The following is a 17,377-nucleotide window of genomic DNA, read 5'->3' on the forward strand; positions in this document are numbered from 1 at the left end:
AAAAAAACAAAACGAACGTGAAAGGATTCAAAACCGACATCCAGAAAGATGCACTGGAAAACAAGAATTTCCGGAAAGTGCTGTACACTGCTCCGCATCTACAGCTTGTGCTGATGAGCCTGAAAGCAGGCGAAGACATTGGCTCAGAAAACCATCCCAGCGATCAGTTTTTTCGCTTTGAGGGCGGCCGGGGCAAGTGCATTATCAATGGGCAGGAATACAATGTGAAAGCCGGGGACGTAATTATCGTACCAGCCGGTGCCCAGCACAATGTGATCAATGTGGATCCTAAGACGGAGTTAAAGATGTACACGATCTATTCTCCGCCTAACCACAAGGATGGTCTCGTCCGGGCCACGAAAAAAGAAGCCGAGGACAACGGCGTTAAGTTTGACGGAAAAACGACCGAATAAGTCGCTCCTGATAGCTTCCCACCCTTGCCGGTGAAAAATACCGGCAAGGGTGGGAAGCTATCAGGTTGCATCACCACAATCCAATTTAATATTATGACAATCAATGGCGCACACTGGCACCTGCTGGTGAACCACTTACCCATTATCGGTGGCCTGCTGGCGACCCTCGTCCTCGGCTACGGCCTGTTCCGGCGCAACCAGTCCATTGTTCAGCTCAGTTTCGGTCTGTTCGTGCTGATGAGCCTTGCCACGGCTGTCACTAACCAGACCGGCGAAAGTGCCGAGCATTACTTAGAGTCCATCAATGCGCTCGACAAGGTCATCTTCCGCCAACACGAGGAAGCCGCTGACTGGGCCAACATCGGCATGTACCTCACGGGCGGACTATCGCTGCTGGCACTGGTCTGGAAACGGGCGAAACAATGGCAGTTTCTGCCGACGGTCATTTTTGTCACTTCCCTCATCACCTTTGGATTGATGGCCAACGTGGGTCGTCTGGGGGGACTCATTATGCACCGGGAACTCCGAAATGAACAATCCGTCCAACAGCCTGCTCAATAAGGGGTTCTATCGGGTATCTTGTATAACTGGTACAATACTTTCGTACAAGGGTATCAATCAACTTGATATCAACCAGTTACAACCAGAATTTCACTTTAACGGTCGATTGACTGAAACGGATAGAGAATGAAATAATTTCATGTTTTCGACCCTTACAAACGTTTCATATTGCCGTTCGCGTAATCAAATTTCACTAAATCTGCTCGTTTAATGAGTTTACTGAAAGGAAGTATTCCTTTTTGATAGATGTTGAGTTAAAAAGCTGATTATCAGGTTATACCTAAACATATAGTTGCTTACCGTATAAATTCGCCCGTTAGGAAGAAATACCCCAATAACCCTGCAACTGATGCTAAACGCAGTTATTCTTTTTTCCATCCGCAACAAGCTCATCATCGGGCTGTTCACCCTTGCCCTGATCGGCTGGGGAACCTGGTCGGTGACGCAGTTGCCGATTGATGCCGTGCCCGACATCACCAACAATCAGGTGCAGATCATTACCCAAAGCCCCTCGCTGGCGGCTGAGGACATCGAGCGGCTGGTGACGTTTCCCATCGAGGTGGGGGTTTCCAACATTCCCGGCCTGACCGAAGTGCGGTCGTTTTCCCGCTTCGGGCTGTCCATCGTAACCGTGGTGTTTACCGATGCCACCGACGTGTACTGGGCCCGGCAGCAGATCGCCGAACGGCTGCAAAACGTGGTGGGCCAAATCCCCCCCGGTGTTGGTACGCCCACGATGGCCCCCGTGACGACGGGCTTGGGAGAAATCTTCCAGTACACGGTCGTGCCCAAAAAAGGGTTTGAGACGAAGTACTCACTCACCGACCTACGCACCATTCAGGACTGGACCATCCGGCGGGGGCTGCTGGGTACGCCCGGCGTGGCCGACGTGAGCGGCTTCGGCGGGCTGCTCAAACAGTACGAAATCGCCGTTGAACCGGACCGGCTCCGCAGCGTGGGCATCACGATTACGGACATCTTTGCGGCTCTCCAACAGAATAACCAGAACACGGGCGGGGCCTACATCGACAAGAAACCCAACGCCTACTTTATCCGGTCCGACGGGCTGATTACCTCCACTACGGACATCGCCGACATTGTCGTTCGCCTGAACGCCCAGGGCTTGCCGGTCCGCGTCCGTGACGTGGCCCAAGTGAGCATCGGGTCGGCGGTGCGCTACGGGGCCGTGACCCGCAACGGGCAGGGTGAAACGGTGGGGGCGGTGGTGATGATGATCAAAGGCGAGAACTCGTCGGCGGTAATCAAACGGGTAAAATCCAAGATCGCTGAGATTCAGAAAACCCTGCCCGAAGGCGTTCAGATCGTGCCGTTTCTGGACCGCACCAAGATGGTCAACAATGCCATTGGCACCGTCGAGCGCAACCTCATCGAAGGGGCATTGATTGTCATTTTCGTGCTGGTGCTGCTGCTGGGCAACTGGCGGGCGGGTTTGGTAGTCGCTTCGGTCATTCCGCTGGCCCTGCTGTTTGCCATTTCCATGATGAACACCTTCGGCGTGTCGGGCAACCTGATGAGTCTGGGAGCCATCGACTTCGGGCTGATCGTGGACGGGGCGGTCATCATCGTGGAAGCCACGCTGCACCACATTACCTCGCGCAATAGGGACAAAACCTTAACGCAGGGCGAAATGGACGAAGAGGTGTTCCAGTCGGCGTCGCGCATCCGGTCGTCGGCGGCTTTCGGCGAGATCATCATCCTGATCGTGTATCTGCCCATTCTGGCCTTGTCGGGCATTGAGGGCAAGATGTTCCGGCCGATGGCCCTGACGGTGGCATTCGCTATTCTGGGCGCGTTTATCCTTTCGCTGACCTACGTACCCATGATTTCGGCCCTGCTGCTGAACAAGACCATTGTTCACAAAGAAACGTTCTCCGACAAGCTCATGAAGCGGATACACCGGGTCTACGAGCCGCTGCTGCTGGGGGCGTTGACCCACCGGCTGGTCATCCTCATCAGTGCCGTGTCACTGCTAGTCGTGGCGGTCGTTCTGTTTGGGCGGATGGGCGGTGAGTTCATCCCGCAGTTGGACGAGGGTGACTTTGCCGTCGACACCCGGACGCTGACGGGCAGTTCGCTCTCTGAAACCGTGGATGCCACGACCAAAGCCCAGCAGATTCTGCTCAAGCAGTTTCCTGAAGTAGAGCAGGTGGTGGGTAAAATTGGTTCCGGCGAGATTCCCACCGACCCGATGCCCATCGAAGCATCCGATCTGATGGTTATTCTCAAACCCCACGACGAGTGGACCTCGGCGACTACCCGCGATGCATTAGCCGCGAAAATGGCCAAAGCCCTATCGGTCATTCCGGGCGTGACGTTCGGCTTTCAGCAGCCCGTGCAGATGCGTTTCAATGAGCTGATGACCGGTGCCCGCCAGGACGTGGCCCTGAAAATCTACGGCGATGATCTGGATCAGTTGGCGACCTTGGCCGAAGGCGTTGGCGGCATCGTGCGCACCATTGACGGAGCCAAAGACCTGTACATCGAGCAGGTGGGCGGTTTATCGCAGATCCTGATCAAACTCGACCGGGCGCAGATCGCCAAATTCGGATTGAACGTCTCGGACGTGAACCGGGTCATCAACACGGCCTTTGCCGGGCAATCGGCGGGGCAGGTTTTCGAGGGCGAGAAACGCTACGACTTAGTGGTGCGCCTGGCGGCCGACAAACGGCAGAGCGTGGACGACGTGCGTAACGTGTACGTGACCACGCCCCCCGGCCCCAACGGGCGTACCCAGCAGATTCCCCTCGGGCAGATTGCGCAGGTGAGCATCGTGGAAGCCCCCAATCAGATTCAGCGCGACAACACCCACCGCCGGATTACGCTGGGCTTCAACGTGCGCGGTCGTGACGTAGAAAGCATCGTGGCCGAACTACAGCAAAAGGTAGGGCAGCGCATCAAGTTTCCCCCTGGCTACTACATCACTTACGGCGGCACGTTCGAGAACTTGGTCGATGCCAAGAAGCGGCTGACCATTGCCGTGCCGATTGCGCTGGCCCTGATTTTCGCGCTGTTGTTTTTCACCTTCGGTTCCGCCCGGCAAAGCCTGCTCATCTTCATGGCCATTCCCATGTCGGCCATCGGGGGCGTGTTTGCCCTGCTCCTGCGCGGGATGCCGTTCAGTATTTCGGCGGGTGTGGGCTTCATCGCCTTGTTTGGCGTGGCGGTGCTCAACGGTATCGTGCTGATTGCCGAGTTCAACCGGCTGCGGCACGAAGAGGGCCTGACGGATATGGTCGAGATTATCCGGCGGGGAGCCGAAATCCGGCTGCGACCCGTGGTGATGACCGCGCTGGTGGCGTCGTTCGGTTTTATTCCGATGGCCATTTCCAACTCGGCCGGGGCCGAAGTGCAGAAGCCGCTGGCAACGGTCGTGATCGGTGGACTACTCACAGCCACGCTGCTGACGCTGATCGTGCTGCCGATTCTGTACTCGCTGATGGAAAAAAAGTCGCTGGAAAGCGAAGCGAAGTTGGCCAAACGGTCAGATGCCAAGCCAGCCGTTGCCGTGGCATCCATCGTCATTCTGCTGTTGCTCTCGACCGGTAGCCGGGCACAGGTGGCACCGATGCAGGCCATTACCCTGGATCAAGCATTGCAGCAGGCGGACAGCCGCAACGCGCAATTGCAGCTTGCCGGGCTGAACGTCAGTCAGCAGCAGGCCCTGCGCCGGACGGCCTACGAATCCGGGCGGCTCTCAGTGGTAGCCCTGCTGGGGCAATACAACACCCGTCGGTTCGATAACAACCTGACCATCACCCAAACCATCCCGAACCCCACCCTGATGCGTCGGTTGGCCGATTTGAACGACCAGTCGGTGAGCGCACGGGAAGCGGGGGTTTTAGTCACTCGCAACGACGTGCAGTACCAGGTTAGATCGACGTATTATGACCTGAACTACCTCTACCAGCGAGGCCGCCTGTTTCAGCAGCAGGACACCGTCTTGCAGGAGTTCGTGCGGGCGGCTAACCTGCGATTCAAAACGGGCGAAACGGGTAGTCTGGAGAAGGCCACCGCCGAAAGTCAGTTGGCCGATCAGCGGGTTCGGCTGGCGCAGAATTGGGCGAACCTGACGGCCAGCCGAACCCGCCTGCAAACGCTGCTCTACAGCACCCAGCCCGTTGATGCCTCGCCCCAGCCGCTGCCCAAACTCACGCTGACCCTCCCCGCCGACAGTGTTGATTTAGCGCGTAACCCGCTGTTGACCCAGTTGCAGCAGCAGATTCGGATAGCCGAGCAAACCCGATTGGTAGAGCAGGCACGGCTCAAACCTGACTTTCTGGTGGGTCTTTTCTCGCAGACGCTGGTGGGCAATCAGTTAATCAATGGGCAGGAACTGTACTTCGGGCCGGGCCACCGGTTCCAGGGCGGGCAAATCGGGGTGACGCTGCCGCTGCTGGGGCAGGCCCAGAAGTCGCGCATCAACGCGGCCCGCATCGGCGAGCAAATTGCGCAGACTGATCTGCAAAACCAACGCTTCGCCCTCGACCAACAAGTGCAGCAGGCCCTGCGGCAGTACGATCAGTACCGCAGTGCCCTGACGTATTACGAAGCGAATGGCTTGGGTCAGGCGGACCTGATTCTGACCAATGCCCGGCGGGCTTTCAGCGGTGGCGACATTGGGTACGTGGAGTTTTCGCTCGCGCTTGGGCAGGCCCTCACCATCCGGTCCAATTATTTGGACCTGCTCAATCAGTACAATCAATCGGTTTTATACATCAATTACCTGCTGGGTAATCAATAACCATGCTGACAAAATCAATGGATTACCCCATAACGCCGGGTCGCCGTCTTTTTCTACTAACGCTGTTTCTGGGCGGGCTGCTGGCGGGCTGCGGTTCGAGTGCTAATAAAGCCAATGTAGATAAGACAGATGGGGCCACGGCCGACAAACCGGTGGCCGCCGATTCAGCAGCAGGCACGAACGAATCCGCAGCGGCTGGCCCCGTGCGGGTGTCACTGACGCAGTCCCAGTACGACGTGGCGGCCATCAAACTCGCCCAGCCCACGGCCCGGACGCTGAGTACGACGCTGAAAGTGAACGGAACGCTCGACGTACCGGCGCAGAACTTAATATCGGTATCGGTGCCGTTCGGGGGCTATATTCGGCAAATCCGGCTGGAGCCGGGGATGCGGATTCGCAAAGGCCAGCCATTAGTGGTGCTGGAAAACCCCGATTATATCCAGTTTCAGCAGGATTATTTAGACACCAAAGCCAAACTGGAATACGCCGACCTGGAGTTTGCACGCCAGCAGGAACTGAGCCGCGACAACGTGAATGCGCTGAAAATCTTCCAGCAAACCCGCTCCACCCGGCAGAGCCTGCAGGCGCAGTTGGCGGGCATGGCCCAGCGGCTGGCCGCACTACGCATCAATCCGGCAAAACTCACGGCCGGGCAGTTGACGCGCACTATCATGGTTCCCTCGCCCGTGTCGGGGTTCATCACCAATGTGCCCGTCAACAACGGCCGCTTCGTGAACCCTGCCGACGTGCTGGTCGAGATCACCAACGTCAGCGACATTCACGTCAACCTGAACATCTTCGAGAAGGACATCAGCCGGATTCGTACCGGCCAGATCGTGCGGTTTGGAATGGGGGGCGACCCCTCACCGGTACACCGGGCCACCATCTTTCTGATCGGTAAGTCCATTGCCCCCGACCGCACGATTTCGGTGCTGGCTCACCCTGTTGGCTCCTACGCCGACGATTACATTCCGGGGGGGTACGTGTCGGCGCAGGTGGACGTGAAAACCCAGCCGTTGCCCGCCCTGCCCGAATCGGCGGTGGTCAGCTACGGCGGAAAGTCATTCGTGTATGTGCTGGAGAAAAAACAGGGCAACCCGGCAACGTATCAGTTCAGGCAGGTAGAAACTAAAACGGGCGTTCGCGAAAATGGTTATGTGGCCGTTACGCTGCCGCCTGACATCAACCCGCAACAAACGCCGGTGGTGGTCAACGGCGCGTACAGTCTACTCTCAAAACTTAACAACAGCGAAGAATAACATGGAACCCATCAACACTGCTTACCGACGGACAACCCACCAGGAAACCCACCTGCGCAGTTCGGACTTTATTTCCGACATCGTTATTGGCATGTCGGACGGGCTGACCGTGCCCTTCGCGCTGGCAGCGGGTTTGAGCGGGGCTGTAGCCTCCTCCTCGCTCGTGGTCACAGCGGGCATTGCCGAAGTCGTGGCTGGGTCCATCGCGATGGGTCTGGGCGGTTACTTAGCGGGCCGCACCGAAGCCGACCACTACGATTCCGAACGTCGGCGTGAAGCGGGCGAAGTGGAGACTGTGCCGGAGCGCGAGAAAGAAGAAGTCCGTGCCGTATTTGCCGACATGGGTCTAAGTTCCACGCTGCAAACGGCCATTGCCGATGAGTTGGCCAAGGACAAGACGAAGTGGGTTGATTTCATGATGAAGTACGAACTGGGCCTCGACCAGCCCGATCCTAACCGGGCCACGAAAAGCGCGTTGACGATTGGTCTGGCGTACGTAGTGGGGGGTCTGGTGCCACTGACGCCGTATTTCTTGGTCGCTAATCCAGCTGAAGGCCTGCTGTATTCCAGCGGCATCACGCTGATCTGTTTATTTATCTTTGGCTATTTCAAAGCTAAGGTCACCGGGCAGCCGCCCGTCAGCGGAGCGTTCAAGGTGATGCTGATTGGTGCGGCAGCCGCAGCAGCAGCCTTCGGCGTAGCCCGGCTGTTTGGATAAGATGGGGTCATATTGCCGAACCGCATGAGGATTTATGTACGATTCGGCAATATGACCCGGAGTTGTGCAACAGCCACGTACATTTTTTGAGACCGAATACGCGAGCCGTGGCGAATCGTACAGGGCGGCCTATGCCGTACGATTCGGAAGATCTACTATAGTAGGGCAGATTGAATAGTATTGGGGAATGGCCAACATTCGTACGAAATGTTCCACCAAGTCAATTCTGTCGGTAAAATAACTCCATTGGGGCTGACAGAAAGCTTACGTTGATTTGTTTTTGAGTTTGTTGCCCAAAAAATAGGCTCAGAAGCATTCAATTTACGGAGTCATGACTAGTAGGTAAAGAAACCGTTCGTTTCCTTTACTGTATGCAAGATTTATCTACAATTAGCTGATTATCCACGCACTAATCAGTATGATATGTTCTTCATGGAACATTTCGTACGAATGTTGGCCACCCCCTAATCATGGTTTATTGTACTGGTCCCAGAACCCTTTGTCGTCGTAGGCAGGGAACAGCCGGGCATACTTGGCGTTGTTGCGCTTATAATCTTGAATTTGGTTGTAGTAGTAATCGCGTTCCCGAATTACCTCCTGAGCTTGTTTATATATAACCGTTTCTTGGGCCTGTTCCCGGTAGTGGTCACACAGTAACCAGGCTCCAAAGACCACTAACAACAATACCAATCCATACGCTAAAGCCGCATAGAATGTAGTGAAGCCGTAAATATCACCCGTAACCCGCACCTGACGGGGGACATCCTGTGCGGCCTGATTAATGGTTTTGGCCGCTTTGTCGGCGGTCTGCATAATCCGATTAGCCGCTTCATCAGCCGCTTTTTCAATGGCCACTGTATTGGGTAGCCCCTCCTTTAGATCGGGCAGTACGTATTGAGCAAACTCCTTGGGGTTGAGCGTGATAGGCCGACTGTTGATTTGCTCTAACTGCTCGGCGGTGGCCGGGGCCGGTCGTTTGCTTATCTCGTCTAATTGGGCTTTGATAGCCTTGATGTCGTTGAATAAATCCTGTGGGTTCATAGTCCTAACCCCTGTTTGGGTTTTCTTTGTTGTTTTTCTTCGATTTCCGGGCTTTTCTCCTGCTTGGCAATACTCTGCTTCATCTCCTCGCTTTTCGTCTGCTGGTAGCTCGTTGTAAGCTCATTCCAGCGGTCTTTCTCGGTGGCGGCTGTATAACTCTTGAATAAAGCGTCCCAAGCCGTTTGGCTCTGGCTCTGCTCCTGTTGGTTTATACTCAACTGCTGGCCGATCTGCTTAGCCTTGTGGCCTACTTCGGTCCCTTTTACCGCCGTTTGGTCGTAACGAAAACTGCACCCCACCAATACCCCTTTGCTATCGTGCTTAAACTGGCTCTCTACGCCCTTCAGCCGTAGTTGCTCACCCAATTGCTCGACCGTCGTGATTTGAGGGTTTGTAAGAGTTGTCTGTAATGTCTCCTGCACATACTCGCGAATACTTTGTTTGTGGGAATCATGATCGTTTAGGCTCTGGCGTTGCTCCGGTAGCTTGCTCATGCCTAACTGCTCGGTGATAGCCTGGCAGACCTTCACGTTGCGGGCGTAGTTGTGGCTCGTATCCAGCGCGGGGCCTCCGTCCATCGGCACGCGGTTGATGTAAATGTGAATGTGAGTGTGGGGCCGGTCGTGGTGCTGGTAGATGACCACTTGGTGGCGGGTTGGGTCGGCTCCGATCTGCCGGCAATACTCCGACGCAGCCCGTAGTAGCTGCTCTTTCTGCACGGCTTCCCCCTTAGGCCAATTCAGCGAGGTATGCCAGACCGGACTTTGGCACCGACTGCTGTCGGCTACGGCCATCATCTCAGCAGCCATTCCTTGCGGATCACGCGCCCCCAAGTTCGATGCGCCTAGCAACTGCGACGGTTTGTTTTCTTTCCCTTCCTTCAACCCGGCCCCGTACTCTAAGGCCGAACCGAAACTTCTACCAATACTGGTCTTGGCAATCATCGCAGGGCTGTTTTAAGAACTGACAAAATCTCATTGATCGCCCGATCATCGAACTGCCGCAGATGGGCGTAGCGGGTAAGCTGGTTCAGGTTGTTGGCCACGCCCGTAATGACTTGCCGCAGCTCGGCGGGTAGACGCTCGGCCACGGCCTGGCCAGTGGCCACCCGTCGGACGTACTCGCTGACGGTTAGTCCGGCTGATTTGGCCTTCGCTTCAATCTGTTTTTGCTCCTCGACGCTTACCCGAAAACGCATGGTTATAACCTTATTTTCACTCATTGGAAAGGGGATCAAGAGGAACGCTTGCAAGACAAACCGACCCTAAGCTTGCGTAAGGGTCGGTTGACTTTGTAGCGCAAAACAAGCCGTAGGCGTAGTTTGTAGCTACAAAGTCATGGCTTGCTTCACAACCGCGACCAAATATCGCACCGGATGGTTTATTCTGCAAGTGGGGTTTTCTTTTTCCCCTGTGTTGTAAATGTTGGATTAGTTAGGGAGTAGTAACGGGAGAAAGCTGGCCACTGCTGCAACAGTCAAGGAATAGGGTATCAGGTCGATGGGGTTAGTAAGAAATCGAGGTTTAACTAAATTTATAGTTGCGGCCCATCTGCCCCCTTTAGTTTTTTGCCTTTTTCTTCCCTTTCCAATTTGATTTTTGATCGACTCATTGGCAGACTCCCGATAGTTAGTTTTTCAGTCGCGTCAGTTTCCCTAAATGCCATTTTTCAAGCCACTTTTTTTCACAACAAGCTCTTGTGTATTATCAATATCTCTTGTTTAACACTTGTAAGGCGAAATTTTAGCAAATAACTACCTGATTACTAAATAGTTGCGCTGTGGATAACTTTTATAAAGACGCGTTTGGTCGGTAATAAAGACGCGTTTGGTCGGTGAAACCTGCTTAATAAAGACGCGTTTGGTCGGTGAAACCTGCTTAATAAAGACGCGTTTGGTCGGCAGAAAAGACACATTTAAAATACTTTGAGCTTTTATTAAGAGTCTTTTTTATATTTGCCTATAAATCAGTCTGAGATGCCTAAGCCTGTAGAAATTTGGCAGGACAACGTATTAACCGTTGCTCGATACGAAATGACCGAAGCAGAAAAGAACATTCTGTATATGGTCGTCGCTCAAGTGCGAAAAGAAGACCCCCCGATGAAGATGTATCAAGTATCGGTAAAGCAAATGGCGAACCTAACCGGCTCCGATGAGCTAAAGTTTGAGACTTATAAAAAGGCCACAGAAAAGCTTGTAGGGCGTGTCTTTCAGACTACTCTACCTAATGGCAACCTTTTACAAGCAAGCTTCTTTGCATCAGCCGAGTACAAAAAAGGCACTGGTATAATTGAGCTTGAGCTATCACAGAAAGTACGACCTTTTTATGTTGATCTAAGTCAACGCTTCACCAAAATTCAATTGGTGGCCGCGATCTCGCTTAATTCGGCCTACGCTAAGCGGATTTATGAACTTCTTTGCATGTACAAAAACATGAAGGATAAAACCTTCACCCGTAATTTGGTTGAGCTAAAAACAATGCTGGGTGTCATTGACCCAAAAACTGGAGAGGATAGTTACCCAACATGGACCAAGTTTGAAACACGAATATTGGAAGTAGCAGCGAAAGAAATTAACGGCCATACTGACTTGTCGTTTACATACAAACCTGTCTACGGTAATCGCCCTGGGCGTGGCCGTAAACCAGTCGTCGAAGTCGAGTTTGAGGTATTCTATCAGGCTAAACCCGAACCGGCTCAAATGTCAAACCTGCACGAGCGGTTGGTTAAGCAATTCCGGCTTCGGCCCGATCAGGCGGATACCGTGCTGGCCACTCACTCAATTGAGGTTGTTACCCGCCAACTCTACGATATTCAAATGAAAGCAGCCGATGGCAAGGTGAAGAACGTGGGCAGCTATACAGCCAAAGTATTTGGCTTAGAAACGAAGGGAAAGGAAAAATAAGGGGAATGGCTGCGAATCGGTAGATAGGGGCGTACAGAGCCTAAAAACACGCTAAAAAGGACAGAACTTAGTATCTTGTTTGTATGAAAATCGTTTTAGACATCCCTGACAGCAAAGTGGGCTTCATGATGGAGTTGCTACGGAGCCTGTCGTTTGTGAAAACTAAGCCGCTACCGGTAGGCATATCTAATGAAAAAGCCCTGTTTCTGACCGAACTGGGGGAAGCGGTCGAAGAATTAAACGACGTACTGGCTGGCAAAACGCAGGCCCGTGACGCTTACGAATTACTCGATGAGTTATGACCTTAAACGGTTGCCAACCTTTGACCGTCAGGTGAAACGACTGGCTAAAAAATATCCGTCGCTAAAGAATGATCTGCGGGTGTTGTTTGACTCTCTACGGGAAGAACCGACTCAGGGGGCGGCTCTGGGCAAAGGTTGCTACAAAGTACGCATAGCTATTGCCAGTAAGAAGCAAGGCAAATCCGGTGGGGCGCGGGTAATTACCTTCGTCAAGGTCACTCAGGAAGCAGTGTACTTGCTGGCCGTTTATGACAAATCTGAGAAAGAAGATTTAGAGCCGGGCGAACTAAACACCTACTTAGACTTGATCGAGGACGAATCAGCGACCGAATAACCGTCTCCATAAGCTGCGCCGGTCAGGAACTGCTTCATCGGTTCCAGGCGCGGGCAAACGTTGTTGTAAATCGCCTATTTGGGCGTTTTGCTGAATCAATAATTCTTCGATGTGACCCATCTTCTGACTAGTCAGTTGATTAGTCATCTGATTAGCCATCGCGTTCATAATGTCGCCTTGCTCGAAGAGTCTATTTTGCAATTGCTGAATCGTCCGGTCACGCTCGGCGACATCTTTCCGTAGTTGTTGGTTCTCCTGCTGTAGTGAATCAGACACTACCAGAGCGGGTAATGTGGCTACCGTAGGGACTTCATACTCCTGCTGAAGCAATGTCGAACTGACTTGATACGCTTTTCCTTTCGGACTATCTTCAGAACGAACGTGACTAGTCAAAACATGCTGTTTGACTAATCGCCGAATGGTTTGTTCAGAGCGGCCATAAAGCTGAGCCGCTTCCTTGATAGTCAAATACTCCTGATTAGTCATTTTAGCCGGAATGAGTAGTCACGGCTTAAATATAGTGGTTTCCAGCATATAGAAGGCTATTTTCTGATTAGTCACGATTACCAATAATGAAACAACGTAACCGACACAATGAACGAATCCGGGTGGATTATACCTACACCGTCGAGGGCAGTATCATTGCTATTATTGACCTGGATCAGGGCAGTAATAGCTGGTCTGCCGGTGCGGTGACCAATGATATAGAAGACGTGCTGAGTGACATTCGGGCCAAAATTGGCGGTCTGTCCGGCTACGCGGTAATCTACCGCGATAGTACGGGCCGGTGAGTGGCATCCGCCTGGTAGGAAGTTCCATTGAGTTCTATACTCTGAATGAAACCGACGGAGAGCAGGCAGCCGCTCGGCTGCTACATCTGTTGCCTGGTTAACAAATTTTTTAATTGGTTGCAAATACCAAAGTGAGCCACCGTGCGGTTCCCTAACGGGACGCAGACAAATTTCAACCGGAGCGCCGAAGCGATAGAATTGTAAAGCATTGATTGGCAACAACACCCCCCCCTCTTGTAATGCTTTGTAGTCGAAGAAAAGCGTAAGTTATATTTGTACTAAACTGATCCCGTTTTTGTAATAGGGTCTTTAAATACTGTAGTTTAATGAATCGTTTTTATCATCTGTTATACACTCCTACAATTTTATCGGTCTGTCTGACCGTTTCGGCGGAAGCCCAAAATCAGGCAGATACGTTGAGAACTCGTACACTCAATTCAGTAACGGTGAAGGGCGTACGGTCAACCGTTGTTGAATCATTACCTGATGTACACGGTACGTACCTGATGGGCGGCAAACGAAGTGAAGTGATTCACCTATCGGATATTGATGCCAACGTAGCCGAAAAGACACCCCGACAAATATTCGCCCGGATTCCCGGCGTTTTCGTTTATGACATGGATGGCACGGGCAATCAGATTAACATCGCCACGCGCGGGCTGGACCCTCACCGGTCCTGGGAAAATAACATCCGTCAAAATGGAGTCATTACAAACTCAGATATGTACGGCTATCCTGCCAGTCACTATTCACCCCCAATGGAAAGCATTGAACGGGTCGAACTGGTACGCGGCACGGCATCGCTTCAATACGGTGCACAGTTCGGGGGTATGCTCAACTACATCACGAAAGGAGCCGACACCACACGCCAATTTAAATTTGAAACCGTCAATTCTATCGGTTCTTATGGACTGTTGAGCAATTACAATGCTATCGGCGGTCGAGTGGGAAAGTGGACCTATTATGCCTACTACTACCGCCGTCATTCGGAAGGGTATCGACAGAATAGCCGCTCTAATGCGGAAGCCCAATTCGGTACCCTGCACTACCAAGCAAGTCGGCGATTAGGCCTAACCGCCGAACTGGGTCGCTCTACATATATCTACCAGATTCCCGGCCCTTTAACAGATGCAATGTTTGCTCAAAACCCGCGACAGTCAACCCGTAGCCGCAACTATTTTAATCCTGACATCTATGTTCCATCTGTTAAATTGGACTGGCAACTTGCCGACCGGACGCGCCTGCTATGGACTACTTCAGCCGTATTGGGTGCTCGTAACAGTGTTCAATTAGATGCATTTGCCACCGTGCCGGATACGATTAACCGGCTAACGAGACAGTATAGACCCCGGCAAGTGGATGTCGATCACTTTAACAGTTATACCACCGAAGCCCGCTTACTTCATCGCTATCATCTTGGGGGAGTGGGGGCTACATTGGCCGCTGGGGTGCAACTCATGAGTACCGATCTGCATCGCCAACAGTTAGGCGTTGGCACCACTGCCAGCGACTTCGATCTGAGCTTAGTGAGTCCGTTTAAACGCGATCTACATTTTCGGACTAAAAATTTGGCTGCGTTTGCCGAAAGCCAATTCTACTTGACCAACCGTCTAACCCTGTCGCCTGGTATCCGTATTGAACAGGGCAAAACCCAAATGCGTGGCACCATTTCGTATTATGACCCGCTTAATTTACCCACTGATATTTCTCATCACTTTGCCCTGTTGGGCCTGAATGCTCAGTACCGGGTCAACGAAACCATCAAGGTATATGGGGGCTGGTCGCAAGCCTACCGGCCTGTCGTGTTTAAGGACATCATTCCAACCTCGGTTTATGAACGAATTGACAAAAATCTGAAAGATGCCTACGGATATAACGCCGAAATTGGTTTAGATGGCCATTGGCGGGGTTTACATTTAAATATCACGGTTTTTGATTTACTCTACCGCAATCGGTTAGGGGCCTTGCTACTTAGTAATCCTGACGGGTCTAATTACATCTTCCGTACTAATATTGGTGATAGTCGTAGCACGGGTGTCGAATCGCTGATTGAAGCCCAGCTATTACGAACTGAGACGCTCTTGTTAAGCGGGTTTAGTTCAACAGCCTTCAACAACGCACGGTATATTAACGGGCGTGTTTCAACCGGTACGGACAACCAAACCGTAACGGGTAATCAAGTCGAATCGGCACCGCGCTGGACTTCTCGCAACGGGGTAACAGCCCGCTACCGAACAGCCAGTCTAACCCTGCAATACAGCTATGTAAGTGAAACATTCTCTGATGCGCTGAATACAGCTATGCCCTCGGCAAACGGTGCTATAGGACCAGTACCAGCTTACAGCCTGTGGGATATAAACGGCACTTGGCGTATTGGTCGTCAGTTGACTCTCCAGGGTAGCATCAACAACTTGCTGAACACGCAATACTTTACGAAAAGACCAACTTTTTATCCGGGGCCGGGTGTATGGCCCTCTGATGGTCGTAGTTTAGCTCTGTCGGTCGGGCTACGGCTTTAACCTCAAAAATCACCTATTCAGTTAACAATATATTCTTGACCCTCGTTGCATTTTTCGGGGTTTGGGGGTAGTCTGCCATTGTGTCTTATTTATGAGAATAGTTTCTTAACATAACGTGTATTATAAAACACCCCTTTGAATAACACAACGCCTGACTGTGCTTGCCGCGTAGTCGGACGTTGTACTATGCGGAGATGTGTTTACTTTACATGCGTCACCCGCTGCATACGAGGGACGGGGTAAGCCACGAGTACAGAGCGGTATATAACGACGCCACCGACCGCATCGAAGCGGTAGCCGTGGCTGCAAAAACAGCCTCGTTCGACAGCCGGGACGCCAACCGCGATTCGTACACTGTCGAGATTCTGGTACTTCATCAAATACCCCCGCGTCACTTTAGCAGCACCGGGGACGGGCAGATGCGCGATAAACTCAGCTTCCGGGACAATCTGACGTTTCATGGGGTAATGAAGCTCATTATGTTCGATGCGGCTCGGGCCGACAAAGCTGGTCAGCTACTCGTCACGGGGGCTTTCCGGTGAAAATGAGCGACTACAACGTCGAACGCCCGTCGCTGATGTTAGTACTGACTGAGGAATCATTCATCAATAGGTTCTCACGGGCTTATGACAAAGACAACCCGTAAAATCAACAATCCACTAATAAATCAGTTACTGATTATCAATTACTTATTTGAGTTAATATGTATCTGGTATTAGATTATTTCTAAATTGAGGCAAATGGTGGTATCCCGGAAACTTTCGTTCATTGGGAACGTTAGTCTTGTAACATCGTAGAGAATTATGAAATCGGTTGTTGCCATCGTGTTGTCGTGCTGGATACTGGGAGGCAGTTTGTTTCCCGGCTTTAGCATTGACCAGTCTGCCCACCTGGGGGATCTGATACAGCACTACCAGCAGCATCGGCGGGATAACACCGACCTGGGTTTTACTGATTTTATCAACATGCATTACGGGGCTGATTCTGAGCACCAGAAACACCCCAATCACAGCCACCACAACCTGCCGTCGAGCGGCCACTCGATGCCGGTTTTCACCCCCGGCGTCGTTCGTCTGGTGGCTACTCCTTCGTTAGTTCAGGTCCTGGTACTCAGAAGCGCGAATTTCTTTCGCACGGCCGACCTGTACTTGTTTCTGGCGGTTTTTGCCCTCATTAATCCCCCCCGAAAGTAACTCCGGCCGCCCCTGGCCGGAGTCTGTCTATGCCATTAGCACTGCTTGTGCGGCATAGCCCCGTTTTCCACCCACTTATTGATTTGCTGAACGAATGATAGTCGTGACTGTCGGTTCTACCGCGTCACAGCCATTCATTCGCTGGACCGGTCTCTCTGACGGGCCCGTCCGGTTCACCAAACCGTCGTTCGACTGATGTCCAGCCAACCGTCTGGGTAGTCTCATTATGCACCGCGATGCACCGCGAGTTGCGTAGTGAGCAATCTGTTGCCCCGGCTGCCCCGTAGCCCCCTGATGTGAGTACCAAGTACCTTTTTATAAACAGTTCACCTTAAACACAAAGCGAACATGAATGAATCAAACAAACCGTTGAAAGCGGTCCGTGGGCTGACCGCACTGGTTGCCGCTTTTGCCTTGCTGATGCTAGTTAGCCCTCGGGTTCAAAGCCAGTCAACGACGAAAACTGCGAGTACGAAGACACAAAAAAACAAAACGAACGTGAAAGGATTCAAAACCGACATCCAGAAAGATGCACTGGAAAACAAGAATTTCCGGAAAGTGCTGTACACTGCTCCGCATCTA

General features: G+C 52.4%; 17 protein-coding genes. 13 read left to right on the forward strand and 4 right to left on the reverse strand.

The window, feature by feature from the left end:
- From ACYVK4_RS33680 to ACYVK4_RS33700, 5 genes are all read left to right on the forward strand, one after another.
- The coding region (locus ACYVK4_RS33680; RefSeq protein WP_461131968.1) for a cupin domain-containing protein at positions 1 to 413 on the forward strand (413 nt) is incomplete at its 5' end.
- 93 nt (positions 414 to 506) lie between these two features.
- Positions 507 to 974, forward strand: a complete 468-nt coding sequence (locus ACYVK4_RS33685; protein ID WP_207367585.1) for a hypothetical protein — start codon at positions 507 to 509, stop codon at positions 972 to 974.
- Positions 975 to 1,323: 349 nt separating this feature from the next.
- Positions 1,324 to 5,736: a CusA/CzcA family heavy metal efflux RND transporter gene (locus tag ACYVK4_RS33690; protein WP_461131969.1), complete on the forward strand. Its 4,413-nt coding sequence runs from the start codon at positions 1,324 to 1,326 to the stop codon at positions 5,734 to 5,736.
- Between the two features lie 2 nt (positions 5,737 to 5,738).
- Entirely contained in the window at positions 5,739 to 6,995 is a 1,257-nt protein-coding gene (locus ACYVK4_RS33695; RefSeq protein WP_229374959.1) for an efflux RND transporter periplasmic adaptor subunit, read from the forward strand.
- Between the two features lies 1 nt (position 6,996).
- Entirely contained in the window at positions 6,997 to 7,713 is a 717-nt protein-coding gene (locus tag ACYVK4_RS33700; RefSeq protein WP_207367587.1) for a VIT1/CCC1 transporter family protein, read from the forward strand.
- A gap of 468 nt (positions 7,714 to 8,181) precedes the next feature.
- Here ACYVK4_RS33700 and ACYVK4_RS33705 read toward each other — a convergent pair whose 3' ends face one another.
- Genes ACYVK4_RS33705 through ACYVK4_RS33715 form a run of 3 tightly spaced genes read right to left on the reverse strand, consistent with a single transcriptional unit; the run spans position 8,182 to position 9,976 of the window.
- On the reverse strand, positions 8,182 to 8,754 hold the full coding sequence (locus ACYVK4_RS33705; protein WP_207367588.1) for a hypothetical protein: 573 nt from the start codon (positions 8,752 to 8,754) through the stop codon (positions 8,182 to 8,184).
- Entirely contained in the window at positions 8,751 to 9,698 is a 948-nt protein-coding gene (locus ACYVK4_RS33710) for a relaxase/mobilization nuclease domain-containing protein (RefSeq protein WP_207367589.1), read from the reverse strand. Before ACYVK4_RS33710 ends, ACYVK4_RS33705 begins: the two co-directional genes overlap by 4 nt.
- Positions 9,695 to 9,976 carry a plasmid mobilization protein gene (locus tag ACYVK4_RS33715; protein ID WP_207367590.1) on the reverse strand — a complete coding sequence of 94 codons (282 nt, stop codon included), beginning with the start codon at positions 9,974 to 9,976 and terminating at the stop codon, positions 9,695 to 9,697. The genes ACYVK4_RS33710 and ACYVK4_RS33715 overlap by 4 nt, the downstream gene beginning before the upstream one ends.
- Positions 9,977 to 10,729: 753 nt before the next feature.
- On the opposite strand from ACYVK4_RS33715, the gene ACYVK4_RS33720 reads away from it, so the two are divergent.
- From ACYVK4_RS33720 to ACYVK4_RS33730, 3 genes are all read left to right on the forward strand, one after another.
- Entirely contained in the window at positions 10,730 to 11,656 is a 927-nt protein-coding gene (locus ACYVK4_RS33720; RefSeq protein ID WP_207367577.1) for a replication initiation protein, read from the forward strand.
- Positions 11,657 to 11,739: 83 nt separating this feature from the next.
- Positions 11,740 to 11,958: a hypothetical protein gene (locus tag ACYVK4_RS33725; RefSeq protein WP_207367578.1), complete on the forward strand. Its 219-nt coding sequence runs from the start codon at positions 11,740 to 11,742 to the stop codon at positions 11,956 to 11,958.
- Positions 11,948 to 12,292: a type II toxin-antitoxin system RelE/ParE family toxin gene (locus tag ACYVK4_RS33730; protein WP_207367579.1), complete on the forward strand. Its 345-nt coding sequence runs from the start codon at positions 11,948 to 11,950 to the stop codon at positions 12,290 to 12,292. The genes ACYVK4_RS33725 and ACYVK4_RS33730 overlap by 11 nt, the downstream gene beginning before the upstream one ends.
- Here the strand turns inward: ACYVK4_RS33730 and ACYVK4_RS33735 are convergent.
- Complete coding sequence (locus ACYVK4_RS33735; protein ID WP_207367580.1) at positions 12,278 to 12,778, reverse strand: helix-turn-helix domain-containing protein; 501 nt, start codon at positions 12,776 to 12,778, stop codon at positions 12,278 to 12,280. The genes ACYVK4_RS33730 and ACYVK4_RS33735 overlap by 15 nt on opposite strands.
- Positions 12,779 to 12,864: 86 nt before the next feature.
- Here ACYVK4_RS33735 and ACYVK4_RS33740 point away from each other — a divergent pair, with 86 nt between their 5' ends.
- From ACYVK4_RS33740 to ACYVK4_RS33760, 5 genes are all read left to right on the forward strand, one after another.
- Positions 12,865 to 13,083 carry a hypothetical protein gene (locus ACYVK4_RS33740; protein ID WP_461131970.1) on the forward strand — a complete coding sequence of 73 codons (219 nt, stop codon included), beginning with the start codon at positions 12,865 to 12,867 and terminating at the stop codon, positions 13,081 to 13,083.
- A gap of 326 nt (positions 13,084 to 13,409) precedes the next feature.
- Positions 13,410 to 15,602, forward strand: a complete 2,193-nt coding sequence (locus tag ACYVK4_RS33745) for a TonB-dependent receptor family protein (protein WP_207367581.1) — start codon at positions 13,410 to 13,412, stop codon at positions 15,600 to 15,602.
- 209 nt (positions 15,603 to 15,811) lie between these two features.
- The gene (locus tag ACYVK4_RS33750; RefSeq protein ID WP_207367582.1) at positions 15,812 to 16,144 is read left to right on the forward strand and encodes a hypothetical protein; all 333 of its coding nucleotides are present in this window, start codon (positions 15,812 to 15,814) and stop codon (positions 16,142 to 16,144) included.
- A gap of 261 nt (positions 16,145 to 16,405) precedes the next feature.
- On the forward strand, positions 16,406 to 16,795 hold the full coding sequence (locus ACYVK4_RS33755; protein ID WP_298607551.1) for a hypothetical protein: 390 nt from the start codon (positions 16,406 to 16,408) through the stop codon (positions 16,793 to 16,795).
- 348 nt (positions 16,796 to 17,143) lie between these two features.
- Positions 17,144 to 17,377, forward strand: a 234-nt coding sequence (locus tag ACYVK4_RS33760; protein ID WP_461131971.1) for a hypothetical protein, incomplete at its 3' end; no start/stop codon positions are given.

This window comes from Spirosoma aerophilum (assembly GCF_054782495.1).